At 69.2% G+C, this 22,183-nt stretch carries 20 protein-coding genes and 1 pseudogene; 10 read left to right on the top strand and 11 right to left on the bottom strand.

Going from position 1 to position 22,183, the window contains the following annotated elements:
• The 3 genes and pseudogenes from ABZ420_RS21360 to ABZ420_RS21350 all read right to left on the bottom strand — a co-directional run.
• A pseudogene (locus ABZ420_RS21360) lies at nt 1-219 on the bottom strand (lytic transglycosylase); the annotation flags it as partial.
• Between the two features lie 116 nt (nt 220-335).
• Entirely contained in the window at nt 336-965 is a 630-nt protein-coding gene (locus ABZ420_RS21355; protein ID WP_357125345.1) for a DUF1003 domain-containing protein, read from the bottom strand.
• A gap of 58 nt (nt 966-1,023) precedes the next feature.
• Entirely contained in the window at nt 1,024-2,304 is a 1,281-nt protein-coding gene (locus tag ABZ420_RS21350) for a CBS domain-containing protein (RefSeq protein ID WP_357125322.1), read from the bottom strand.
• A gap of 62 nt (nt 2,305-2,366) precedes the next feature.
• Between ABZ420_RS21350 and ABZ420_RS21345 the strand changes: the two genes are divergently transcribed.
• From ABZ420_RS21345 to ABZ420_RS21335, 3 genes are read left to right on the top strand one after another with little or no spacing between them, the layout of a single operon-like run.
• Nucleotides 2,367-3,323, top strand: a complete 957-nt coding sequence (locus ABZ420_RS21345) for a CoA ester lyase (protein ID WP_357125319.1) — start codon at nt 2,367-2,369, stop codon at nt 3,321-3,323.
• Nucleotides 3,324-3,335: 12 nt separating this feature from the next.
• Nucleotides 3,336-3,827: a general stress protein gene (locus ABZ420_RS21340; RefSeq protein ID WP_040869460.1), complete on the top strand. Its 492-nt coding sequence runs from the start codon at nt 3,336-3,338 to the stop codon at nt 3,825-3,827.
• A 3-nt stretch (nt 3,828-3,830) separates the two neighbouring features.
• On the top strand, nt 3,831-4,412 hold the full coding sequence (locus tag ABZ420_RS21335; RefSeq protein ID WP_357125316.1) for a suppressor of fused domain protein: 582 nt from the start codon (nt 3,831-3,833) through the stop codon (nt 4,410-4,412).
• Between the two features lie 12 nt (nt 4,413-4,424).
• Here the strand turns inward: ABZ420_RS21335 and ABZ420_RS21330 are convergent, their stop codons facing one another.
• Entirely contained in the window at nt 4,425-5,504 is a 1,080-nt protein-coding gene (locus ABZ420_RS21330) for a magnesium and cobalt transport protein CorA (protein ID WP_357125342.1), read from the bottom strand.
• Nucleotides 5,505-5,579: 75 nt separating this feature from the next.
• On the opposite strand from ABZ420_RS21330, the gene ABZ420_RS21325 reads away from it, so the two are divergent.
• The 4 genes from ABZ420_RS21325 to ABZ420_RS21310 all read left to right on the top strand — a co-directional run bounded on the left by ABZ420_RS21325 (nt 5,580) and on the right by ABZ420_RS21310 (nt 9,999).
• Entirely contained in the window at nt 5,580-6,434 is an 855-nt protein-coding gene (locus tag ABZ420_RS21325; protein WP_357044586.1) for a PHP domain-containing protein, read from the top strand.
• Complete coding sequence (locus ABZ420_RS21320; RefSeq protein WP_357125313.1) at nt 6,431-6,697, top strand: hypothetical protein; 267 nt, start codon at nt 6,431-6,433, stop codon at nt 6,695-6,697. The genes ABZ420_RS21325 and ABZ420_RS21320 overlap by 4 nt, the downstream gene beginning before the upstream one ends.
• A gap of 51 nt (nt 6,698-6,748) precedes the next feature.
• Complete coding sequence (locus ABZ420_RS21315; protein WP_357125310.1) at nt 6,749-8,281, top strand: FAD-binding protein; 1,533 nt, start codon at nt 6,749-6,751, stop codon at nt 8,279-8,281.
• 530 nt (nt 8,282-8,811) lie between these two features.
• A complete protein-coding gene (locus ABZ420_RS21310; protein WP_357125307.1) occupies nt 8,812-9,999 on the top strand; it encodes an NADP-dependent malic enzyme in 1,188 nt (395 codons plus the stop codon).
• A gap of 81 nt (nt 10,000-10,080) precedes the next feature.
• Here the strand turns inward: ABZ420_RS21310 and ABZ420_RS21305 are convergent, their stop codons facing one another.
• The 4 genes from ABZ420_RS21305 to ABZ420_RS21290 are packed head-to-tail and all read right to left on the bottom strand — an operon-like array spanning nt 10,081 to nt 13,575.
• Nucleotides 10,081-10,797, bottom strand: coding sequence for an ABC transporter permease (locus ABZ420_RS21305; protein ID WP_357125304.1), 717 nt, complete (start codon nt 10,795-10,797; stop codon nt 10,081-10,083).
• Nucleotides 10,794-11,462, bottom strand: coding sequence for an ABC transporter permease (locus ABZ420_RS21300; RefSeq protein ID WP_062976456.1), 669 nt, complete (start codon nt 11,460-11,462; stop codon nt 10,794-10,796). Before ABZ420_RS21300 ends, ABZ420_RS21305 begins: the two co-directional genes overlap by 4 nt.
• Before the next feature lie 6 nt (nt 11,463-11,468).
• Complete coding sequence (locus ABZ420_RS21295; protein WP_357125300.1) at nt 11,469-12,617, bottom strand: ABC transporter ATP-binding protein; 1,149 nt, start codon at nt 12,615-12,617, stop codon at nt 11,469-11,471.
• 13 nt (nt 12,618-12,630) lie between these two features.
• A complete protein-coding gene (locus ABZ420_RS21290; protein ID WP_357125339.1) occupies nt 12,631-13,575 on the bottom strand; it encodes an ABC transporter substrate-binding protein in 945 nt (314 codons plus the stop codon).
• Nucleotides 13,576-13,757: 182 nt separating this feature from the next.
• On the opposite strand from ABZ420_RS21290, the gene ABZ420_RS21285 reads away from it, so the two are divergent.
• From ABZ420_RS21285 to ABZ420_RS21275, 3 genes are all read left to right on the top strand, one after another.
• The gene (locus ABZ420_RS21285; RefSeq protein WP_357125297.1) at nt 13,758-14,648 is read left to right on the top strand and encodes a glycine betaine ABC transporter substrate-binding protein; all 891 of its coding nucleotides are present in this window, start codon (nt 13,758-13,760) and stop codon (nt 14,646-14,648) included.
• 329 nt (nt 14,649-14,977) lie between these two features.
• Nucleotides 14,978-15,673: a PadR family transcriptional regulator gene (locus tag ABZ420_RS21280; protein WP_357125295.1), complete on the top strand. Its 696-nt coding sequence runs from the start codon at nt 14,978-14,980 to the stop codon at nt 15,671-15,673.
• Between the two features lie 11 nt (nt 15,674-15,684).
• Nucleotides 15,685-17,166, top strand: a complete 1,482-nt coding sequence (locus ABZ420_RS21275) for a DHA2 family efflux MFS transporter permease subunit (RefSeq protein WP_357125292.1) — start codon at nt 15,685-15,687, stop codon at nt 17,164-17,166.
• A gap of 83 nt (nt 17,167-17,249) precedes the next feature.
• On the opposite strand, the gene ABZ420_RS21270 is transcribed toward ABZ420_RS21275, so the two are convergent.
• The 3 genes from ABZ420_RS21270 to ABZ420_RS21260 all read right to left on the bottom strand — a co-directional run bounded on the left by ABZ420_RS21270 (nt 17,250) and on the right by ABZ420_RS21260 (nt 22,168).
• Nucleotides 17,250-19,106, bottom strand: a complete 1,857-nt coding sequence (locus ABZ420_RS21270; protein ID WP_357125289.1) for a molybdopterin-dependent oxidoreductase — start codon at nt 19,104-19,106, stop codon at nt 17,250-17,252.
• 232 nt (nt 19,107-19,338) lie between these two features.
• Nucleotides 19,339-21,132: a long-chain fatty acid--CoA ligase gene (locus tag ABZ420_RS21265; protein WP_357125286.1), complete on the bottom strand. Its 1,794-nt coding sequence runs from the start codon at nt 21,130-21,132 to the stop codon at nt 19,339-19,341.
• Nucleotides 21,133-21,250: 118 nt separating this feature from the next.
• Complete coding sequence (locus tag ABZ420_RS21260; protein WP_357125283.1) at nt 21,251-22,168, bottom strand: alpha/beta hydrolase; 918 nt, start codon at nt 22,166-22,168, stop codon at nt 21,251-21,253.
• Nucleotides 22,169-22,183 lie beyond the last annotated feature (15 nt).

Below are 22,183 nucleotides of genomic sequence, written 5' to 3'. Positions count from 1 at the left end.
CTCCTGCAACGGAACCACACCCGCGAACGGCGCCACCCCCGGCGTCACCGCCCGCAACCGCCGCGGCCCCTCCGCCGCCACCGGCAACAACCCCACCTCCCGCGACGCCGCGCCCTGCGCACCCGACGCCGCCGCCAACACCTCCGGCGCCTGCGGCGCCGACACCCCCACCGGCGACTGCACGCCCGAACCACTCACCACCACACCAGCAACAACCAAAGCCGAGACCGTTATCGGAGCAGATACACGCATTCGGCCACACCCAATCCTCGACGTCGTGGGAGCAGCCGTCGCGACAACCCCTGCGCCGGCCACTCTGGACAACGTTGTCCAGGTTACCCACCAGTCAGGTCCTTATTCGGTATTTTCGGTTGATCACTGGTTCCCGACGGTGAAACCGCTGCTGGAGCGGGCTTTCGGCCGGAGCTTTTCTTGCGGCCACCCTTTCCGCCGCTTTCCGTTCGGGTCTCGTGATCAGGGGATTCCCCGTACTCCATTCGGTCCAGAATCCCTTTCAGTTCTTCCAATTCCCGGCGCAGGTAATCGCGGGTGGCAACTTCGCCGACGGCGATGCGCAGCGCCGCGAGTTCCCGGGCGAGGAACTCGGTGTCGGCCTTGGTCTGCGCGGCCCGTACCCGGTCCTCCTCCAGGGCGACCCGGTCCCGGTTGTCCTGCCGGTTCTGCGCCAGCAGGATCAACGGCGCCGCGTAGGCGGCTTGGGTGGAGAACGCCAGATTCAGCAGGATGAACGGGTACGGGTCCCAGCGCAAAGCGACCACGAAGATGTTCAGCAGAATCCAAACCAGCACCAGGATCGTCTGGACCGCCAAATACCGTCCGGTCCCCAGGAATCGCGCCACCCGTTCGCTGCTGCGGGCCAAAGCCTCGGCGTCCCACTCGAACCGGAACCGGCTTTCCACCGGTGTTTCCAAACGCTGGCGCGCCCTGCTGGGACCGAGCCGCACGCCCGGGTCGTTCTCGCTCACGGTGTGTCCTTTCGGGCGTGAGCGGGGCCCCGCGCGGTCACGCCCTGCCCCTCTCGTCGGTCTCTTCCTGGTCGCGCCAGTCCTCGGGCAACAGGTGGTCGAGGACGTCGTCGACGCTTACCGCGCCGAGCAGATGGTTCTCCTCGTCCACCACCGGTCCGCAGACCAGGTTGTAGGTCGCGAAATATCGGGTCACCGCGGCCAAGGGGAGATCGGGGCGCAGCGGCGACAGGTCGGTGTCGAGAATGCCGCCCACCAGGTGGGCGGGAGGTTCGCGCAGCAATTGCTGGATGTGCACCGAACCGAGGTAGCGGCCGGTCGGCGTCGCGGTGGGCGGACGCACCACGAACACCATGGAGGCCAGCGCCGGGGTGAGGTCCGGGTTGCGCACCCGCGCCAGCGCTTCGGCCACCGTCGTCGACGGCGTCAGGATGATCGGCTTCGGCGTCATCAGACCGCCCGCGCTGTAGGGGGAGTGCTCGAGCAACCTGCGCACCGGTTCGGACTCCTGGGGGTCCATCAGGGCGAGCAGCGATTCGGCCTCGCCCTCGGGCAGCTCGCCCAGCAGGTCGGCGGCGTCGTCGGGGTCCATCGCCTCCAGCACGTCGGCGGCCCTGCGCACCTCCAGGTGACCGAGCAACTCGACCTGCTCGTCGTCGGGGAGTTCCTGCACCACGTCGGCCAGGCGTTCGTCGTCCAGCGCGACGGCCACCTCGATCCGCCGTTTCTCCGGCAGCTCGCGCAACCGCTGCGCCACGTCGGCCGCGCGCATGCCTTCGAACTGTTCGAGCAGTTGCGTGACGTCCTGCCCCGGCCTGCCGATCTCGTAGGGCGTCAGGCCGGACACCATGGTCCAGTCCACCACGTGCACCGTGCGCCTGCGGCCCAGCCTGCGGTGCCCGCGCACCGCGACCCGGCTGACCAGCCAGTCCCTGGAACGGGTCTGCTCGATGCCGAGATCGACCACGTGGACGTCCACGTCCGCCAGATCGGGCAGGTCCGGGTCCTCGACCCGCACCACCGAGTCGACGATCTGTGCCATGGCGAGCATCTCGCCGGGTCGCTGGTTGAAACGGCGCAGGCTCACCGTTCCGGTGTTCAGCGTGACCACGCCGGGTTCGATCGCGGTGATCCGCAGGATCGGCACGAAAATACGCCGCCGGGTGGGCAGTTCGACGACCAAGCCGTGCACCCGCGGTTGCTGGCGGTCGGAACGGACGGCCACGACGACGTCGCGAATCCGGCCGATAGACTCGCCGTCCGGTCCCAGCACCGCCAAACCGGCCAGCCTGGCGACGTACACCCTGGTAGCTGCCATGCTGTCAGGCTAGATGTTCGCGGGCGGGTGTTCGCACCCCGCCACGATCGACGGGAGTGATCATGAAGCCGCGCCGTTCGGTGCTCGCCTGCCCGGGCAGCAACACGAAGATGATCGCGAAGGCCAAGACCTTGCCCGTCGACGAGGTGTTTCTCGATCTGGAGGACGCGGTGGCCCCGGTCGCGAAGGCCGAGGCGCGGGCGAACATCGTCGCGGCGCTCAACGACTCCGGGTGGGGAACGCAACTGCGCGTGGTGCGGGTCAACGACTGGACCACCGAATGGACCTACGCGGATGTCATTTCCGTGGTCGAGGGCGCGGGCGCGGCGCTGGACGCGATCCTGCTGCCCAAGGTGACCGACGCGGGCCAGGTGCGCGCGCTGGACCTGCTGCTGACCCAGCTGGAGAAGGCCTGCGGCCTCGACGTCGGGCGGATCGGTATCGAGCCGCAGATCGAGAACGCGGCGGGGCTGCGCGTGATCGACGCGATCGCCACCGCGAGCCCCCGGGTGCAGACGCTGGTCTTCGGCCCGGCGGACTTCATGGCCAGCATCAACATGCGCACCTTGGTGGTCGGCGAACAACCGGAGGGCTACGACACCGGCGACGCCTACCACCACATCCTGATGACCATCCTGCTCGCGGCCCGTGCGCACGGCTTGCAGGCGATCGACGGCCCGTACCTGCAGATCCGGGATGTGGAGGGTTTCCGGCGGGCCGCGGCGCGCACGGCCGCGCTCGGATTCGACGGCAAATGGGTACTGCACCCCGGCCAGATCGAGGCGGCGAACGAGATCTTCAGCCCGCGCCAGTCGGACTACGACCGTGCCGAGGAGATCCTCGACGCCTACGCCTTTCACACCTCGGCGGCGGGCGGCGCGCGCGGCGCGGTGATGCTCGGCGACGAGATGATCGACGAGGCCAGCGCCAAGATGGCGCACGTGATCGCGGAGAAGGGCCGTGCCGCCGGAATGACGCGCACCACGCGTTTCACACCACCGCGGGATGCGTCGGAATAGCAGAATGGAACCATGACGAATCCCTTGGGGAACTCGAGCCGTGCGCGGCAGGGCCTCCCGACACCCCCGTCGGGCTGGCCGGTCGGCTCGTATCCGACCTATGTCGAGGCGCAGAAGGCGGTCGACTACCTGGCCGACAACCAGTTCCCGGTGCAGGACGTGACCATCGTGGGCGTCGACTTGATGCAGGTCGAGCGGGTCCTCTATCGGCTGACCTGGGGCAAGGTGATCGGCGGCGGCGTGGTGTCCGGCGCTTGGCTCGGCCTGTTCCTCGGTCTGCTGCTGAGCCTGTTCACCACCAGTGGCGCTTTGGGTCCGCTGCTCGTCGGCCTGATCGGCGGCGTCATCTTCGGCGTCATCTCGACCTCCATCCCGTACGCGGCCACCAGGGGCCAGCGCGATTTCGCCTCCACCATGCAGTTGGTGGCAGGCCGCTACGACGTGCTGTGCGATCCGAAGTCGGCGGAACAGGCTCGGGACATGCTCGCGCGGCTGGCGATCTGAGGCATGGAAGTACTGGAGACGGTCCGCACCGAGGTGCTGGGCCATTTCGGGGTGGAGGCCGCGCACGTCGACGCCGCGTCGGTCACCTTCCTGGGCTTGGAGCCGATCGAGATCCTGCGCATCGCCGAGGACGATCTGGTGCACTACGTGACGCTCGGCGCCAGCAGGCATCCGATGGGCGATCCCGCCGCGGTGCACGCCGACCCGGTCCGCGGGCCGCGCGCCGAACTGGTGCTGACGTTGCGGTCCGGCGTCGGCGCCAGCTCCGGCCTGGCCAAATCACTCGGCGTGCTCGCCGCGGCTCCGGTCGTGGAAGGCGTTGTGCTGCAGGCGGACGCGCTGCTGGATCTGGGTGAGCCGATGTGGCGCGACGCGCCGTTCACCGCGGTTCTACTCGGCGACAGCGAGATTCCGGCCGTGTCGCTGCCCGACCCGGCCGAGCCGGTGCGGTACTTCGCGGTGACGCCGGTGACCGCGACGGAGGCGGCGTGGGTACGCGTTCGCGGCGCGCAGGCGTTGCGGGAGGCGTGGCAGGAGGCGGGGATCGACGTGCGTGACCCGAGGCGTGGCGCTGCCAGCTTGTGATCCGTCGCCCGGCTACAGCCACTTGTTGCGGCGAAAGGTGAAGAACAAGCCCGTGCAGATGGCGAGGATGAGCACCCACACCATCGGATAACCCCAGACCTGGTGCAGTTCGGGCATGTGATCGAAGTTCATCCCGTAGATGCCCGCGATCATCGTCGGCACCGCCGCGATGGCGACCCAGGCCGAGATCTTGCGCATGTCGGTGTTCTGCTGCACGCCGATCCGGGCCAGCGCTGCGCTGATCAGCGCGCTGAGCGCCTCGTCGAAGTCGTTGATCCGTTCCGCGACGGCGGCGTGCTGTTCCGCCACGTCGCGCAGATAGCGCCGGACCTCCTTGGGCACCGGCAGATCCGGTTTGTGACTCAACTGGTCGAGTGGCGCTGCGAGCGGATTCACCGCGCGCCGTAACTCGACCACCTCGCGTTTGAGCTGGTAGATGGATTCCACGGTGACCCTGCTGCGCGGAGTGAAGATCTCCTCTTCCATCTCGTCGATGTCGTCCTCGACCGACTGGGCCACCTCGATGTAGGAGTCCACCACCCGGTCGGCGATCGCGTGCAGCACCGCGCCGGGGCCGAGCGCCAGTTGCGTGGGGTCCTCCTCCAACGCCTTGCGCACCTCGGCCAGCCCGGAATGCTCACCGTGCCGGACGGCGACCACGAAGTCGGGGCCGGTGAACACGATGATCTCGCCGGTTTCCACGATCTCGCTGACGCTGTTCAACTCGTGCTCGACGTAGCTGACCGTGCGCAGCAACAGCAGCAGCGAGTCGTCGTAACGTTCCAGTTTCGGCCGCTGGTGCTTCTCCAAGGCGTACTCCACGGCCAGCGGATGCAGCCCGAAGGTCTCGGCGATGTCGGCCATCTGCGTGCGGTCCGGATCGTGCAGCCCGACCCAGACGAATCCGTGTTCCTCCCGGGCTCGCGCGAGGGCCGCTTCATGCGTGAAGCGCCCGGACAGGCGCTTGCCGTCCACGTACACCGCGCAGTCGACGATCGCCTGCGCCGTCGGAACCGGGATGAAACGGTGCGCGGGCGTTCGGCTGGATCCACGAAGTGAGGAGAGCGGAGAAAAGGACGGCACCTTGACGATGCTACGTCGCCGCAGGCTGCCGGAAGGTCGCCTGCGCGTGCGGGAAGACGCCGCCGCACTGTAAGACTTGAAGGCGTGCGCATCGACCTCCATACCCACTCGACCGCGTCCGACGGCACCGACACCCCGGCCGAACTCGTGCGGAACGCGGCCGCCGCGGGCCTGGACGTCGTCGCGATCACCGATCACGACACCACGGCGGGCTGGGCGGAAGCGGTCGACGCGCTACCGGCGGGCATGACGCTGGTCCGCGGCATGGAGATGTCGTGCGTCGGCCTCGGCGAGGACGGCTGGCCGGTGCCCGTGCATCTGCTGGCCTACCTGTTCGACCCGGCCCATCGCGGCTTCGCCGAGGAACGCGAGCGGCTGCGCGCCGAACGGGTGGAGCGGCTGCGCGCCATGGCCGAGCGGATGGCCGCCGACGGACTGCCGATCGATCCCGATGCCGTGCTGGCCTCGGCCGGTCCATCGGCGGGGCGACCGCACCTGGCCCGCGCGCTGGTCGCCGCCGGTGTGGTGCCGAGCGTGGACGCGGCGTTCGACGAATTGCTCGCCCCGCACGGCCGCTACTACGCCGAGAAGGCCGATACCCCGCTGCGCCGGGCGGTGCAGATGATCGCGACCGCGGGCGGGGTCAGCGTGCTGGCGCACACCAGGGCGCGCAAGCGGGGCAGGCTGCTCGCGCTCGACGACATCCGCGAACTGGCCGCGCTCGGGCTCGGCGGCCTGGAGATCGCGCACCCCGACCACTCCGCGGCCGACCGCGCGGTGCTCACCGATCTCGCCGCCGAACTCGGCCTGCTCACCACCGGTTCGTCGGACTACCACGGTACGAACAAGACCATCCGGCTCGGCGACTACACCACCGATCCCGCGCAGTTCGAGAAGCTCGTCGGCAAGGCATCCGGCGTGCCGGTGGTCACCCCGTGAGACTCCTACGCGGACTCAGCGGCATCGTCGCCGGGGGCACCGTGGTGGGCATGCTGATCGTCGTCGGCGCCGCTGTGCTCGCGGATCGGCGCGGCTTCCCCGGTCCCGGCGGTGAATCGGTCACCTGGCATGTCGCGGCCGCGGTGGTCGCCCTCGCGGCGCAGATATATTCGGACCGGCACCGTGGGCTGGCCGCCTGCGCCGCGTCCATGATCGTTTTTCTGGCTGCTGGACTATTGCTGTGGACACAATGGTGGAGCTGATTTCCGGGCATTGGTTGCGAGGGAATGAATTGTGCCGGAACATTTTTCTTTGTGACTGAACTCGAGACGGATGTACTGGTCATCGGCGGTGGTCCCGCCGGTGCCTGGGCGGCCGTCTCGGCCGCGGCGGCGGGCGCCACCGTCGTGCTCGTCGACAAGGCGCACTGCGGCTCGAGCGGGCCGACCGCGCGCGGCGCGATCTCCCTGTGGCACATCCCGCCCGGTCCGGCGCGGGAGGAGGCGGTACGGCGCGCGCACGCGCACGGCGGCCGGCTGGGAGATCCCGACCTGATGCACCGCGTGCTCGAGGAGACCCATCAGCGGGTCGAGCAATCGGCCCGGTGGGGTAGTCGCATCGCCGGCGACCCGGCGCGACGGCGGATGCATCTGGACGGCGCCCGCTACCTGCGGCGGATGCGCCGGGTGCTGCGGGAAGCCGGGGTGCGCGTACTCGACCATCACCCCGCGTTGCAATTGCTGGTCGATCGCGAAGGGGTGGTGGCGGGCGCGGGCGGACTGAGCGGGCACGAGGGGTTCCGGCGCTGGAGCGTGCGTGCGGGCGCGGTCGTGGTGGCCACGGGAGGCTGCGCGTTCCTGTCCGGCGCCGCCGGCACCGACGTCGATACCGGCGACGGCCTGTTGTTCGCCGCGGAAGCGGGCGCCGAGCTGTCCGGAATGGAATTCTCCTGCGCCTACGGCCTGACCTCGCCGGGCAAGGCCGAGCAGGCGGCGCTCCGCGGTTTCGTCTCGCGATCTGCCCCCCTCTACGACGAATCCGGCGCCGAGTTGCCCGGCCATCGCTCGGCGGCGCTCGCGGCCATCGCCGATGGACAGCGCGTATTCGCCGCCTTGGACGGCGTGCCGGTCGCCTTCCGGTCCCGGCCGACGCACCAGGGCCACGTCGACCGCGCCACGCGGGTGCCGCTGCGGGCCGTGCTGGAGGGCACCGTGCGCGGCACCGGGGGACTGCGCGTCACCGGGCCGGATTGCGCGACGACCGTCGCCGGCCTGTTCGCCGCGGGCGACGTCGTCAGCAGGGAGGCGATCACCGGCGCGGTGAGCGGATCCGGCGGACTGAGCGGGGCGTGGGCGATCGCGTCGGGCGTGTGGGCGGGCACCGCCGCGGCGAAGTTCGCGCGGACCTCGGATCGCCGCGCCCCGGCGCGCGAGGTGCCGGGAGCCGGGCTGAACGCTGTGGCGCGGATCGATCCCCGAGCGGTGGTCGGCCTCGTCCAGGAGCACACCTTGCCGTTGCGGCGCAGCTACTGGCGCAGCGCGGGCAGCCTGCGCGACAGCATCGGCGAACTCGACGGGATGTGGCCCGGTGCGGAATTCGACCTCGGCGGTAGCGGTGTGGACCTGCTGCGCGCCCGGCAGGCCGCCGCACTGCTCGCGGTGGCGCGCTGGACGAAATACAGCGCGCTCATGCGCACCGAGAGCCGCGGCATGCATCGCAGGACCGATCATCCCGGCGCGTCCGACACCTGGCGGATGCGGCTGATTTCGGGTGGCGTGCGCGGTGTCTGGGTGCGTCCCGACGCGCCGCCGAGCCTGCCGGAGCAGCCCCGCGATATCGTGGCATGATCTTTGCCGGGCGTTGCCGTGGCCACGCCCGCCCGCCGCCGCGCGGGACTCACACCGGCAATGCCGCGAGCGGTGCGATCACTCACCGCGCCGGGCTCGTGAACGGGGAGTTTCCGCTTACCTGAAGGTAATTCCCGCCTCCTACCGTTGGGTGATGGAGCGCGACACGGCCCAGTGGGTAACCGGTTTGGCAACTTGCCCACCGGACTGGCAGAATGTGTCGGATTCCTTACCTCCGCCACCGCCGGGTGAGGGAATCACGGAGGTCTCCGCCTCGCCGACGTACCGTCGCGACCCGCGAGATCACACCGCATGTTCTGTCCGGGCCCACCCGTCCGGTTTCGGTTTCGCGGATCAGTGCCGCGCCCGCCATCGAGATACCGGCAAGTCGTGTTCGCCCGCTCGCATCCGTCTCGAAACATACCGGTCAGCGCACTCGATGAGCGTAGTGAAACGACTTATACCCATTACCCAGGGGTAACCGTCCCCCGGTTTAGCCCGACCTGAGCAGGAGTGAAATCGTGTCACCTGTGACTGATGCACCGAATTCCACCGCAAGCCTGTCCGAAATCACAAACGACGAAATCTTCGCGGGACATCTCGGCGGCAAGCTCTCGGTCGAACTCAGTGCGCCGCTGGAGACCCAGCGTGATCTGTCGATCGCCTACACCCCGGGCGTCGCCCAGGTCAGCCGCGCGATCGCCGAGGACGAGGCGCTGGCGAAGCGCTACACCTGGACCGATCGGCTCGTGGTCGTGGTCAGCGACGGCACCGCCGTGCTCGGCCTCGGCGACATCGGCCCGCGCGCCTCGCTGCCGGTCATGGAGGGCAAGGCGGCGCTGTTCAAGAAGTTCGCCGGCCTGGACTCGATCCCGATCGTGTTGGACACCAAGGACGTCGACGCGATCGTCGAGACACTGATCCTGCTGCGCCCGAGCTTCGGTGCGGTGAACCTGGAGGACATCTCCGCGCCGCGCTGCTTCGAGATCGAGAAGCGCGTCATCGAGGCGCTCGACTGCCCGGTGATGCACGACGACCAGCACGGCACCGCCATCGTGGTGCTCGCGGCGCTCAACGGCGCGGCCAAGGTGCAGGGCCGCGGCATCGAGGGCCTGAAGGTTGTGGTGTCCGGCGCGGGCGCGGCCGGTGTCGCGTGCACGAACATCCTGCTCGCCGCCGGTGTCCGCGACGTCACCGTGCTCGACTCGAAGGGCATCGTCAACCGCGAGCGCGGCGACCTCAACGACGTGAAGGCCGAGCTGGCCACCCGCACCAACCCGCGCGGCCTCACCGGCGGCGCGGCAGAGGCGCTGGCGGGCGCCGACGTGTTCCTCGGCCTGTCCGCCGGTCTGATCGCCGAAGAGCTCATCGCGTCGATGGCGCCGGAGTCGATCGTGTTCGCCATGTCCAACCCGGACCCGGAGATCCACCCCGAGGTGGCGCGCAAGTACGCCGCGATCGTGGCCACCGGCCGCAGCGATTTCCCGAACCAGATCAACAACGTGCTGGCGTTCCCCGGTGTCTTCAAGGGCGCGCTGGACGCGGGAGCCCGGCGGATCACCGAGGGCATGAAGATCGCCGCCGCCGACGCGATCCTCGGCGTCGTCGCCGACGAGCTCGGTCCGGACAAGATCGTGCCCAGCCCGCTGGACCCGCGGGTCGCCCCGGCCGTCGCCGAGGCGGTCGCCGCTGCTGCCCGCGCCGAGGGCGTCGCGTAACCCGCATTCTCACGCAGCTACGAGGACGCCCCGTTCATATCGAACGGGGCGACCTCGGCGTAGGAACGGTGTTCGCCGAACTCAGCCGGTGGTCTGCAACTCGGCGGCGGGTGCGGCCACGGGGCGTGGCGCACGGCGCAACCGGTCCACACCCGGCGCGCTCGCCCACACCGCGAACGCGAGCAGGCCGTCCAGCACCATCGCCAGCACGGCCACCAGCAGCGCGCCGACCAGCACCCGGTCGTAGCGGTAGAGGCTGATGCCGTCGAAGATGTACCGGCCCAGCCCGCCGAGGTTGACGTAGGCGGCGATCGTCGCGGTGGCCACCACCTGCAAGGTCGCGCCGCGCAGCCCGGTGAGCAGGATGGGCAGCGCGTTGGGCACCTCCACCCGGAACAGGATCTGCCGCTCGGTCATGCCCATGGCGCGTGAGGCGTCCACGACGTCGGCGGGAACGTTCGCGATGCCTGCGTACGCGCCCGCGAGCAGCGGCGGAATGCCGACGGTGACCAGGGCGAGCAGCGGCGGGGCCAGGCCGAGGCCGAGCAGCAGCACCAGGAACGTCAGCAGGCCGAGGGTCGGCAGCGCGCGCATGGCGTTGGCGAACCCGACCAGCACCGCCGCCCCCCGCCGGGTGTGGCCGATGATCAGGCCCAGCGGTACCGCGATCACCGCCGAGACGGCGATGGTCAGGAAGCTGTACCAGAGGTGCTGGACGATCCGGGTCCCGATACCGGCCGGGCCGCTCCAGTTGGCGCCGTCGGTGAAGTAGTGCCAGGCGTCGAGGAACAGGTTCATGTGGCAGCGCCTTTCGCCTTCGCCGTTCTGGCATCCGCGCGCACCCACGGCGTCGCCCAGCGGCCCAGCGCGTACACCGCCCGGTCGGCGATCAGCGCAAGCGCGAGCGTCACGATGACGCCCGCGATGATCTCGTCCGGATAATCGCGCTGGTAGCCCTGGGTGAACAGCTTGCCGAGCCCGCCGACGCCGATCAGCGCGCCGACCGAAACCATCGCGATATTGGTCACCAGCACCACCCGAAGGCTGGATACGAAGACCGGCACGGCCAGCGGCATGTCCACGGTGAGCGTGCGCCGCAGCGGGCCGTAGCCGACGGCGTCGGCCGCGTCGAGCACGGTGACGGGCACCGAATCCAGGGCGGCCGGGACCGCGATCACCAGCAGCGCCGTGGAATAGATGGTGAGCGCGATGACCACGTTCAGCGGATCGATGGCCGAGATGCCCACCAGCGGAGGAATGATCACCAGCAGCGCCAGTGAGGGGATGGTGTATGCCAGGCTCGCGGCGGTCACCGTGACCCGGCGCAGCCACGACACCCGCCGCACCAGCGCACCGGCCGGAATCGCGATCACCAAGGCCAGCAGCAGCGGCACCAGCGCGAGATAGAGATGGGTCGCGGTGAATCCCATGATCTCCGAGAAATTCTCGACAAGGTATCTCATGGCCGCCTATCGCACCTGTTCTTCGAAGAAGTGGCGGTTGCGTTCGGCGTCCTCCCGTGCGCGCTGGCCGGCCAACTGCTCGAGTACTTCGGTGGCCAGCACGCCACCGCGCACGGCGCCGGAGTCGTCCACGGCCACGCCCGTTCCGGAGGGCGAGGAGATCGCGGCATCCAGCGCTTGGCGCAGGTCACCGGACGGGGTGAACAGCGAGCCACCCGCCGACATGCTGTCGGCCAGTGCGCGGCCCGCGCGGAACCCTTCGACCCCGGTGACGTCCATCCAGCCGACCGGCTTGTTCGCCGCGTCCACCACCAGCACCCATTCGCCCGCGTCCAGCCGCAGCTCCTTCACCTCGTCCGCCACGGCCGTGCGGATCTCGTGCAGCGGAACGTCGTTCGCGGCACGGAAGGACAAGCCGCGATAACCGCGATCACGGCCGACGAAATCGGCGACGAAATCGGTGGCCGGCTGAGCGAGCAGGCGCTGCGGCGGGTCGTACTGCTGGAGCACTCCGCCGGGACCGAACACCGCCACCCGATCGCCGAGCGTGATCGCCTCGTCGATGTCATGCGTGACGAACACGATCGTCTTGTGCAATTCGGCCTGGAGCCTTTGCATTTCGATCTGCAATTCGGCGCGCACCACCGGGTCGACGGCGCTGAACGGTTCGTCCATCAACAGGACCGGCGGGTCCGCGGCCAGCGCGCGGGCCACGCCGACGCGTTGCTGCTGGCCGCCCGACAGCTGCGCCGGATACCGCTGGGCCAGTGAGCGATCCAGGCCGACCCGGTCGAGCACCTCGAGCGCCGCGGCGCGGGCTGCGCGCCGGGAGTCGCCGCGCAGCACCGGAACGGTCGCCACGTTGTCGACGACCGTCCGGTGCGGCAGCAGGCCGCCGCTCTGGATGACGTACCCGATCCCCAGGCGAAGCCGGACCGGATCGACTGTCGAAATATCTTGTCCGGCAATGGTGATCGTCCCCGAACTCGGAACGATCATGCGGTTGATCATTCGCATCGAGGTCGTCTTCCCGCAGCCGGAAGGGCCGACGAACACGGTGAACGACCCGGATTCGATGCGCAGATCCAAGTCGGTGACGGCGTGGGTGCCGTCCGGATAGGTCTTGCTGATACCGGAGAATTCGATATCGGACAACGGATTCCCCTTCCTAGCCCACCGGCTTGTTCAGCCCCTTGGCGGCGACCCAGGCCGCCGCGGCGGCTTTGGGCTCGGTCTTGCGGGCACCGGAGACGGCCTCGTTCAGCTGGAGCAACTCGTCGGTGGTCAGTTGCGCAGACACCGCGTTCAGCACCGCGAGCGCTCTGTCCGACTTCTTGCTCGCGTTGAGCAGCGGCACCACGTTCTGCGCGGGGAAGTTGTGCTTCGGGTCGCGCAGCGCCACGAGATCGTTCTGCGCGATGGCCGGTGAGGTGGTGAAGATATCGGCCGCGGTCACCTTGCCCTCGACCAGCGCGCGCACCGTGGCGGGACCGCCGCCGTCGGCGATCGGCACGAAATTATCGGCTGCGATGTCGAGGTTGTAGTTCTTCTTCAGACCGGGTAATCCGCCCGCTCGCTCCTGGAATTCGGCGGGGGCGCCGAACTTCACCTCCGCCGAGTGCGCGGCCAAGTCGGCGATGGTGCTCAGGTTCCAGCGCTGCGCGGTGGCGCGGGTGACCACGACGGCGTCCGAATCCTCTCCCGGGGCGGGCACACCGATCGCGAGATCGGAACCGAGGGCCTTGCCGAGGGCGCTCTCCACGTCGGCCGCGCTGGTGGCGGTGGCGTTCTTGTCCAGGTATTGCAGCAGGTTGCCGGTGTACTCCGGGATCACCGAGATGGCGCACTTCCGCAACGCCGGGATATAGGCCTCGCGACTGCCGATATTCAGCTTGGTGTCCACGGTGAAGCCGTTGACGCGCAACGCCTCCGCGTACACGTTGGCGACGGTCTCGGACTCCGGGAAATTCGCCGAACCGACGATCAATCCGTCTCCCGAACAGCTGCCGCCGGTGGCGAGCGGATCGGAATTGCCACAAGCCGACAGGATCATCGCGGCGGCGAGAACGGCTGCGGCGGCGAGGACGCGGGCGGCGCGTAACGTGCCGCGCACGGCGGGCCGCCGACGCGCGGCGGCGTCGGGGGTGCGGGTGGATTTCACGAGAGTCCTTCCGACAGGACGGCGGGCGCGGGCTCGGCACCGAACGGCCGCCGGTACATTCTGGGTGTCCATACTGCCCGCTTCCGGGTTTTCCCGTTGGCTGTGTCGATTCGTCGGAGGGTTGGTGTCGCCGGATGGTGTTGGCCGCGTCACAGCGGGTGCTGGCTCGGTTGCTGGTCGTCGCTTCGGTTGCCTTGGCCGTATCCTGCGGGAACGAGGAGCCGACACCGTCGATCACCGTCGCCGCGGGTGATTCGATCGAGTCGTCGGTACTCGCCGAGATCTACGCGGGCGCACTGGCGCGAACCGGCGCGCGCACCGCGGTCGCCCCGGGCCTGGGCCGCCGCGCGGACTACCTCGCGGCGCTCGACGCCGACCGGGTTCAAGTGGTCGGCGAGCACACCGGGGCGTTGCTGGCCCACCTCGACGAACACGCGACGGTCCGGCGCCCCGAAGAGGTGGTGAAGGCGGTGAGCGCCGCGCTGCCCGAAGGGCTGGTGGTCTCCGACCGTGCCGAGGGCGCCGATCTGCGGCCGCGAGTGCTGCTCACCGCGCAGGCGGCGGCCCAGGACAAGGTGCGGACGGTGGGTGATCTCGCGCCGCGCTGCGGCGGGCTGACCGTGGGTGTGGCGACCACGCCGGGCCTGCTGCCCTCCGCCGGTCGTGAGCGCGTCGACGGGTGCGACTTCGCGGCCACCGTGGCTTTCCCGGATCCGGCCGCGTTACGGAAGGCGTTGCTGGACGGACACGTTCAAGTCGGTCTTCTCGGTGGTCCCCCTGAGCTGGCGCCCGGCGCGACCGACGGATTGGCCGTGCTGGCCGACGACGACTACGCCGTGCGCGCCGAGAACGTGCTGCCGCTGTTCCGCAAAGGCCTGCTCGACCAGCGGCAGATCAAGAAGCTGAACTACGTCGCGGGCGAGCTGATGACCGACGAGCTGGCGGCCATGATCCGCAGCGTCCGGGACGACGGCGCCGCGCCGGGCGAGGTCGCGCGTGCTTGGTTGGACAAGCACGCGCTGTAGTCGCGGGGGTGCGACAGCAACGGCGCTGGACAGGTCGCCGACGGTGTCGACCTTGGGCCGGAGCTGAAATCGAGAGGCCATCGAGAACCTGACGTCTCGATGGCCTCTCGTCGTGTATCCGCGAGGTAATCGGGAACGCGATACGCGAGGCCGGGGATTGTGTGGCTCATCACGGGTCGATCCGTCTTGTCCCCGGACTGTTCCGAGCCGTATATTCCACGTGGAATATTTAGCGTGAAGCATGTCGGTGTCCGGCGATAGCGTGCCGGACGGCGACCGGCCTGCGGCAGCCGAGGGCCGAGACGATTCAGCAACGGAGGTGACCCCGCATGGGGCAAGGGCAGGCGCATCCACCGGTGACTCCGCTGGCCATCGCCGTGCTCGCGCTGCTCGAGGAGCGGCCCATGCATCCGTACGAGATGTTCCAGACGCTGATCGCCCGGCGGGAGGACAGGCTGGTCAAGGTGCGGCCCGGCTCGCTGTACCACACCGTGTCCCGGCTGGCCGACCAGGAACTGGTCCGCGCCGAGGGCGTCGACCGGGCGGGCAACCGGCCCGAGCGCACCACCTATCGGATCACCGGGCGCGGCAGGGACGCGCTACGCAACCGGATCGCCGAGATCGTGCGACGTCCCGTCCCGGAGTATCCGATCTTCCCGGTGGCGCTGGGGGAGTTGCACAATCTCCCCAAGCCGGAGGCGCTCACGCTGCTGCGCGAACGAATCGGCGTACTGGAAACCGAACTGGCCGACACCGACATGCTGAGCGCCTGGGCCGAAGAGCACGTCGTCCCCCGCCGCTACTGGATCGCCCTGCCCTATCTGCGGGCACTGCTCGCCGCCGAACTCGCCTGGGTCAAGGAGTTCACCGCCGAATTGGCCAGCGGCGCACTCGAATGGGAGAACTTCGACCCCGTGACCGGCGCGCGCTCCGCCTCGGACGGCGCCGATTCCGCGGTGTCGCCACCGGTGCCCCCCGGCAGCGTGGCGAAACCCGTCTCGAATTTTTCGGATAATCCGAGTTAGGAACGAAACAGATGTCCACACAACGTAATCCGTGGCCTGCGTTACTGGCGCTGGTTGTCGGCTTCTTTATGATCCTGCTGGATATGACGATCGTCGCGGTCGCCAATCCCGCGATCATGACCAGTCTGCACGCCGACATTTCGCAGGTGATCTGGGTGACCAGCGCTTACCTGCTCACCTACGCGGTGCCGCTGCTGGTCACCGGACGGCTGGGCGACCGATTCGGCCCCAAGAACATCTATCTGATCGGCTTGGCGGTATTCACCGCGGCGTCGCTGTGGTGCGGCCTGTCCGGCAGCATCGCCATGCTGATCGCGGCCCGTGCCGCGCAGGGCATCGGCGCGGCACTGATGACGCCGCAGACCATGGCCGTGATCACCCGGACCTTTCCGCCGGACCGGCGCGGCGCCGCCATGGGCCTGTGGGGTGGCGTCGCGGGATTGGCGACACTGGTCGGCCCGATCCTCGGCGGCGTGCTGGTGGACGGTCTCGGCTGGGAGTGGATCTTCATCGTGAACGTCCCGGTCGGCGTCGTCGCCTTCGCACTGGCGGTCTGGCTGGTGCCCGCACTGCCGACCCACGAGCACAAGTTCGACATCCCCGGCGTGCTGCTCAGCGGCGTCGGCATGTTCCTGCTGGTGTTCGGCATCCAGGAGGGCAACAGCTACGACTGGTCGTTGCGCATCTGGCTGCTGATCGGCGCGGGCATCGTGGTGCTCGCGGTCTTCCTGGTCAACCAGGCCAAGACCAAGGCTGAGCCGTTGCTGCCGCTGAGCCTGTTCCGCGACCGCAACTTCGCGCTGTCCAACGCCGCGATCGCCGCGATGGGTGCGGCGGTGACCTCCCTGATGGTGCCGACGTACTTCTACCTGCAGGCCGTGCGGGAGCTGTCGCCGACCAAGTCGGCGCTGGTCTTCGCACCCATGGCGATCGTGACCGGTTTCTCGGCCCCGCTGGTCGGCAAGTTCGCCGACCGCTTGCACCCGCGGATCGTGCCCACCGTCGGCTTCGGCTTGTTCGCGCTGTCGGTGTTCTGGTTCGCGGCCCTGATGGAACCGCACTCGTCGCTGGCCTGGTTCCTGGTGGCCGCGGCGCTGGCCGGCTTCGCCAACGCCTGCATCTGGGCCCCGCTGGCGTCCACCGCAACGCACAACCTGCCCGTCCAGCAGGCCGGTGCGGGCGCGGGCGTCTACAACACCACCCGCCAGGTGGGCTCGGTGCTCGGCAGCGCGGCGATCAGCGCGCTGGTGGCGGCCCGGATGACGGCGAACGGACTGGGCGGCGGAAAGGTCGCCGAAGGCGGCGCGGGCCAGGGCCCGATCCCGGAGTTCGTCAAGGATTCCTTCAGCACCGCGCTGAGCCAGTCCACCCTGCTCCCCTCCGCCATCCTGCTCATCGGTGTCGCCGCCTCGGTGCTGTTCATCCGCCACGGCAAATCCGCCCCGGCGCAATCCGAGCAAGAACGCGCCAAGGCCGACTCCGTAGCCAGCTGAACTCCCGAAATCCATGCCCCGCAGGAGAGTTTCTTCTGCGGGGCGTTTTCGTCGGATAACCAGGTCGGCGACCGATGTCGTTGTCAGGCCACCTGTACGGTGACGGAAGGGTAGCCGGTGGCGCCGTCGGGGATCACGTCGCGGCGGTCGGCGGTTTGGGTTTCGCCGGAGCCGTCGGTGGCGCGGGCACGGACGGTGTGCGGGCCGGAGGTGGCGTCCCAGTCGAAGACCCACTGGCGCCAGGTGTCGATGGACTGTTCCTCGGAAAGGCGGGCCTGCTGCCAGGGGCCGTTGTCGATCTGGACTTCCACCGCGCGGATGCCGCGGTGCTGGGCCCACGCGACACCGGCGATGGGGACGCGGCCGGACTGGAGGCGGCCGCGGGCGCGGGGGGTGTCGATGCGGGTGCCGGTCTTGATCGGGCCGAGTGCCGACCAGCCGCGGCGCGTCCAATACGCGGTGGCGCGGTCGAAGCGGGTGACTTCCAATTCGGTCACCCACTTGGTGGCCGAGACGTAGCCGTAGAGCCCGGGCACGACCAACCGGGCGGGATAACCGTGCTGCACCGGAAGGGGTTCGCCGTTCATGCCGATCGCGAGCAGGGCGTCGCGTCCGTCGGTGAGCACCGCCAGCGGAGTACCCGCGGTCCAGCCGTCGGCGCTGTGCGAGAGCACCATGTCCGCGTCGGGGTGCGGGCCCGCCTCGGCCAGCAGCCGATCCACGCGGTAGCCGAGCCAGCGCGCGTTGCCGATCAGGTCGCCGCCGATCGGATTCGACACACAGGCCAGCGTGACCAGGTGTTCCTCCACCGGACGATTCGCCAGATCAGCCAAGTCGAGCCGGATCTCGCGCTCGACCATGCCGTGGATGCGCAGCGACCAGCCGTCCTTGGACACCTGCGGCACGATCAGCGCGGTGTCGATCCGGTAGAAGTCGTCGTTCGGGGTCAGATAGGGCGTGAGCCCGGGTACGCGGAGATCGACGCCGGGCGCGACCGGTTCGGCGGGGGCGGAGGGCTCCGGCAGCTGCACCGCGGCGCGCTCGCCGGATACGTCGCTGCGGCGGGCACCGAGCACGCGACCGCCGACGCCGGTGACCACGGCTGATCCGCCGACCACCAGAAGTCCCCGCAAGACTTGCCTGCGCTCCGCAGCGATGGACCGGTTGGTGTCGGCCACCGGCGAGGACGACCCGGTAGCGCTCGATGCCCCCGCTGTTGGTGCGGCTTCGTCGGCCGATGCGGTCGCGTTTGTCACTCCAGCCGGACTTGCTTTGTGCTGTTGTGCGTCAAAAGCTTTCGTGCTCGCAGGAGTTCCCGGCAAATCTCGAGGCGAGCCGGTACCCGTGCCTGCCTGGGCTGCGGCGTCGGACGTATCGCCGACATCGGACGCAGGTCCGGAGCTCCCTCGATTTCCGCCGCCCCTGGTGGACGCCGACTCATCGATCGCGGTCGGCACCTCGGAATCGCCGGTCGGCAGCGTCGCGCCGGTTCGGCTGTCGCCAGAGGGTTTCTCGACCGCCGCATCGATGCGACGGGTCAGCGCGCGCAGCGCGTAGATTCCCGCGGCAACGCCGACGACCGTCGGCAACGCGCCGGACAGACCGGTACGCGTCACCGCCACCCATGCGGTGACCACCCCGAACACCACGAACAACCACGAACCGGCGGCTCGGCCGGTCCGTTCGATCGCACCGGCCAGTCCGGCGACCAGCACGGTGATCACGCCCATGATCAGGTACAGCGCGGCCTTGTCGTTGGTGCCGAAGGTCGTGATGGCCCATTCCCGCAACCCGTCGGGCGTGTGGTCGACCACGGCCGATCCGAGGACGTGCAGCGGCGCGCTGCCGGGATCGAGAACAGCCGTGAGGAGTTCGGCCACGCCCAGCGTCAGGCCTGCCGAGACCATCCCGGCCGGCACGCGCAGTCGCAGATCGGCCATGGCATCGAGACTACTGCGGGTGGGCCGCCGCAACCGCTGACCCGGTCGGCCACCGTCGTCGACGCTCGATCGACGACGAACTCCGACCCGGCCGATTTCGCTCGCGATGCATTCGGTCGCGCTTACGGCGCGTACTCCGGTGGCGGTGGCCGGGCACAGTTCGTCGTGGACGAGCCGGGATATGCGAAAGGCGCTGTCCGCGAACAGCGGACAGCGCCTCGCAGCGATCAGCTCAGTTGTAGATGCTCGCCACGTCGTCGGCGTGCTGCTTCATCACGACCGCGCGCTTGAGCGACATCTTCGGGGTGAGCTCGCCGGTCTCCTGGGTCCAGTCGATGGTCAGCAGACGGATCTTCTTGATCTGCTCGGCGTGCGAGACCTTCTTGTTGGTCTCGGCCACCGCCGCGTCCACCTCGGCGATCAGATCCGGGTTCTCGATCAGCTTCTCGATCGGGGTGTCGGCGGGCAGGTTGTTGCGTTCCTTCCAGCCGGGCAGCGACTCCGGGTCCAGCGTGATCAGCGCGCCGATGAACGGCTGACCGTCGCCGACGACCATCACCTGGCTGATCAGCGGGTGCGCCCGCAGCGAGTCCTCCAGCAGCGCGGGGGAGACGTTCTTGCCACCGGCGGTGACGATGATCTCCTTCTTGCGGCCGGTGATGGTGATGAAGCCGTCGCCGTCGATGGCGCCGAGGTCGCCGGTCTTGAACCAGCCGTCCTCGAACGCGTCCTCGGTGGCTTCCGCGTTGCCCCAATAGCCGTCGAACACGACCGAGCCGCGCAGCAGCAGTTCGCCGTCCTCGGCGATCTTGGCGGCGTGACCCTCGATCGGACGGCCGACCGACCCGACCCGGATCCGCTCCGGGGTGTTCACCGCGATGGCCGCGGTGGTCTCGGTGAGACCGTAGCCCTCGTAGATGGTCACGCCGACGCCGCGGAAGAAGTGACCCAGCCGCGCACCGAGCGGACCGCCGCCGGAGACGGCCGCCTCGCACTGGCCGCCGAGGGCGGCGCGCAGCTTGCTGTAGACCAGCTTGTCGAACAGCGCGTGCTTCAGCTTCAGGGCGATGCCCGGTCCGCCGTTGTCGAGCGCCTCGCTCCACGCGATCGCGGTATCGGCGGCGGCGTCGAAGATCTTGCCCTTGCCGCCGTCGTGCGCCTTCTGCTTGGCGCTGTTGAACACCTTCTCGAACACCCGCGGCACCGAGAGGATGAAGTGCGGCTGGTAGCTGCCGAACTGCTCGACCAGGGTGGACCAGTCGGCGGTGTGCGCGACGATCACCTTCGCGTCGAACGCGGCCAGCGCGACGGCGCGGGCGAAGACGTGCGCCAGCGGCAGGAACATAAGGGTCTTCTTGCCCTCGGTGACGTACTTGTTCAGCGCGATCCGGTCGGACTTGGATTCCGCGTACAGGTTCGCGTGGGTCAGCATGACGCCCTTGGGGCGGCCGGTGGTACCCGAGGTGTAGATCAGGGTGGCGGGCGACTGCGCGCCGACCTGGGCGCGGCGCTCGTGCACGGCCTGGTCGTCCAGTTCGGCGCCGCGGGTGGTCAGCTCGTCCAGCGCCCCCTTGTCGATCTGCAGGGTTTCCCGCAGGTCCGGCAGCGACCCGGATTCGATCTCGTCGATCACCTTGCGGTGCTTGTCGCTGTCCAGGATCAGCAGCTTGGTGGCCGAGTCCTGCAGGATCCACTTGGCCTGCTCGGCGGCGGAACTGTCATAGATCGCGACGGTGCAGCCGCCCGCGGCCCAGATGGCGAAATCGAGGACGGCCCACTCGTAGCGAGTGGGGGCCATGATGGCGACGCGATCGCCGAGTTCGAGCCCCGAAGCGATCAGGCCTTTCGCCACCCCGGTGACGGTTTTCGCGAACTCCGCGGCGGTGACATCCCGCCAGCCGCCACTGCCGTTCGGCACGTTGAACAGCACCGTGTTCGGTGACTGCTCGGCGTGGCGGAAGACGTTGTCGGAATTGTTCGCGTCATCCGGAATGGTGTAGGAAGCCGGGACTTCGAACTCTCGCATCAGTGCCCTTCCACGTGGGTTTACTCGCCAGTAATCTACGACACCTGCGCGAGGGCCGTGAGGTCGACCACCGGAATCGCCTCCGTACATCACCGCAGGCTGGGGACCCGCTCGGGTTTCATCCTAGTTCGCGCAGGTCCGCCGGTTGAATGGCTTCGCGCAGGAACTCCGCGAGTTCGCGCAGCGCGGCCGCCGCGGGCCCCGCCAGCGCGGCCTGCAGCTGAGCGACGTGCCACAAGCCCTTGCTCTCGGTGAAGCGGACGTGTACACCCGCCTCGCGCAGGGCGGCGACCAGTGCGACGCACTGGCGGTGCAGCAGTTCGCTGACGTCCACCTGCACGTAGGTGGGCGGCAGGCCGCGCAGTTCACCGGTCAGCGGGGCGTAGGCCGGGTCGGCCCCGTCGCCGTCGCCCAGGTAGGCGGCCGCGCAGGCTCGTGACCAGGGCTTGTTGATCACCAGATCGCGTTCCCGCTTCGGGATCTCGTTGGGGTCGGCCCAGGGGGCGATCAAACCGAGCGCGGCCGGCGTCTGCCCGTGCCGGGCGATCAGGCGCTGCGCCAGCGCGAGCGACAGTCCGCCGCCCGCGGAATCGCCGGAGACGGCGATCTGATCCGGCCGCAGGCCCGAACTCGCCACGAGCTCCAGGAACGCCGCTTCGGCGTCCTCGAGTGCGGCGGGGAAGGGGTGCTCCGGCGCCAGCCGGTAGTCCAGCACGTAGACGGCGCACCCGGTGTCCCGCGCCAGCCGGGCCGCCAGCGAGCGGTGTGTCGCAGGCGAGCCGACCGCGTATCCGCCTCCGTGCAGATAGAGAACCGCGCCGTGCTCGGAGGTGTCCGCGAAGCCGATCCGCTCGGCGGGCCTGCCGCCGAGGCGCAGGGGCTGCACCACGGCGCCCGCGGGCAACAGCTGCGCCCGCGAAGTGACGTCGAGCAGCCTGCGCTGCATCGTGAACGGCAACCGCTTGTTCAGCGTCACCCGGAAGATCGGATTCAGTATCGCCCGCGCCAGGGGCAGCGGAAGGTCGATGTCACGCATTCGTCGTTCCTCGGG

This window comes from Nocardia sp. NPDC005745, assembly GCF_040630775.1.
Lineage (GTDB): Bacteria > Actinomycetota > Actinomycetes > Mycobacteriales > Mycobacteriaceae > Nocardia.
Note: the sequence above shows the minus strand (reverse complement) of the source record. Positions and strands in the feature narration are given on the sequence as shown.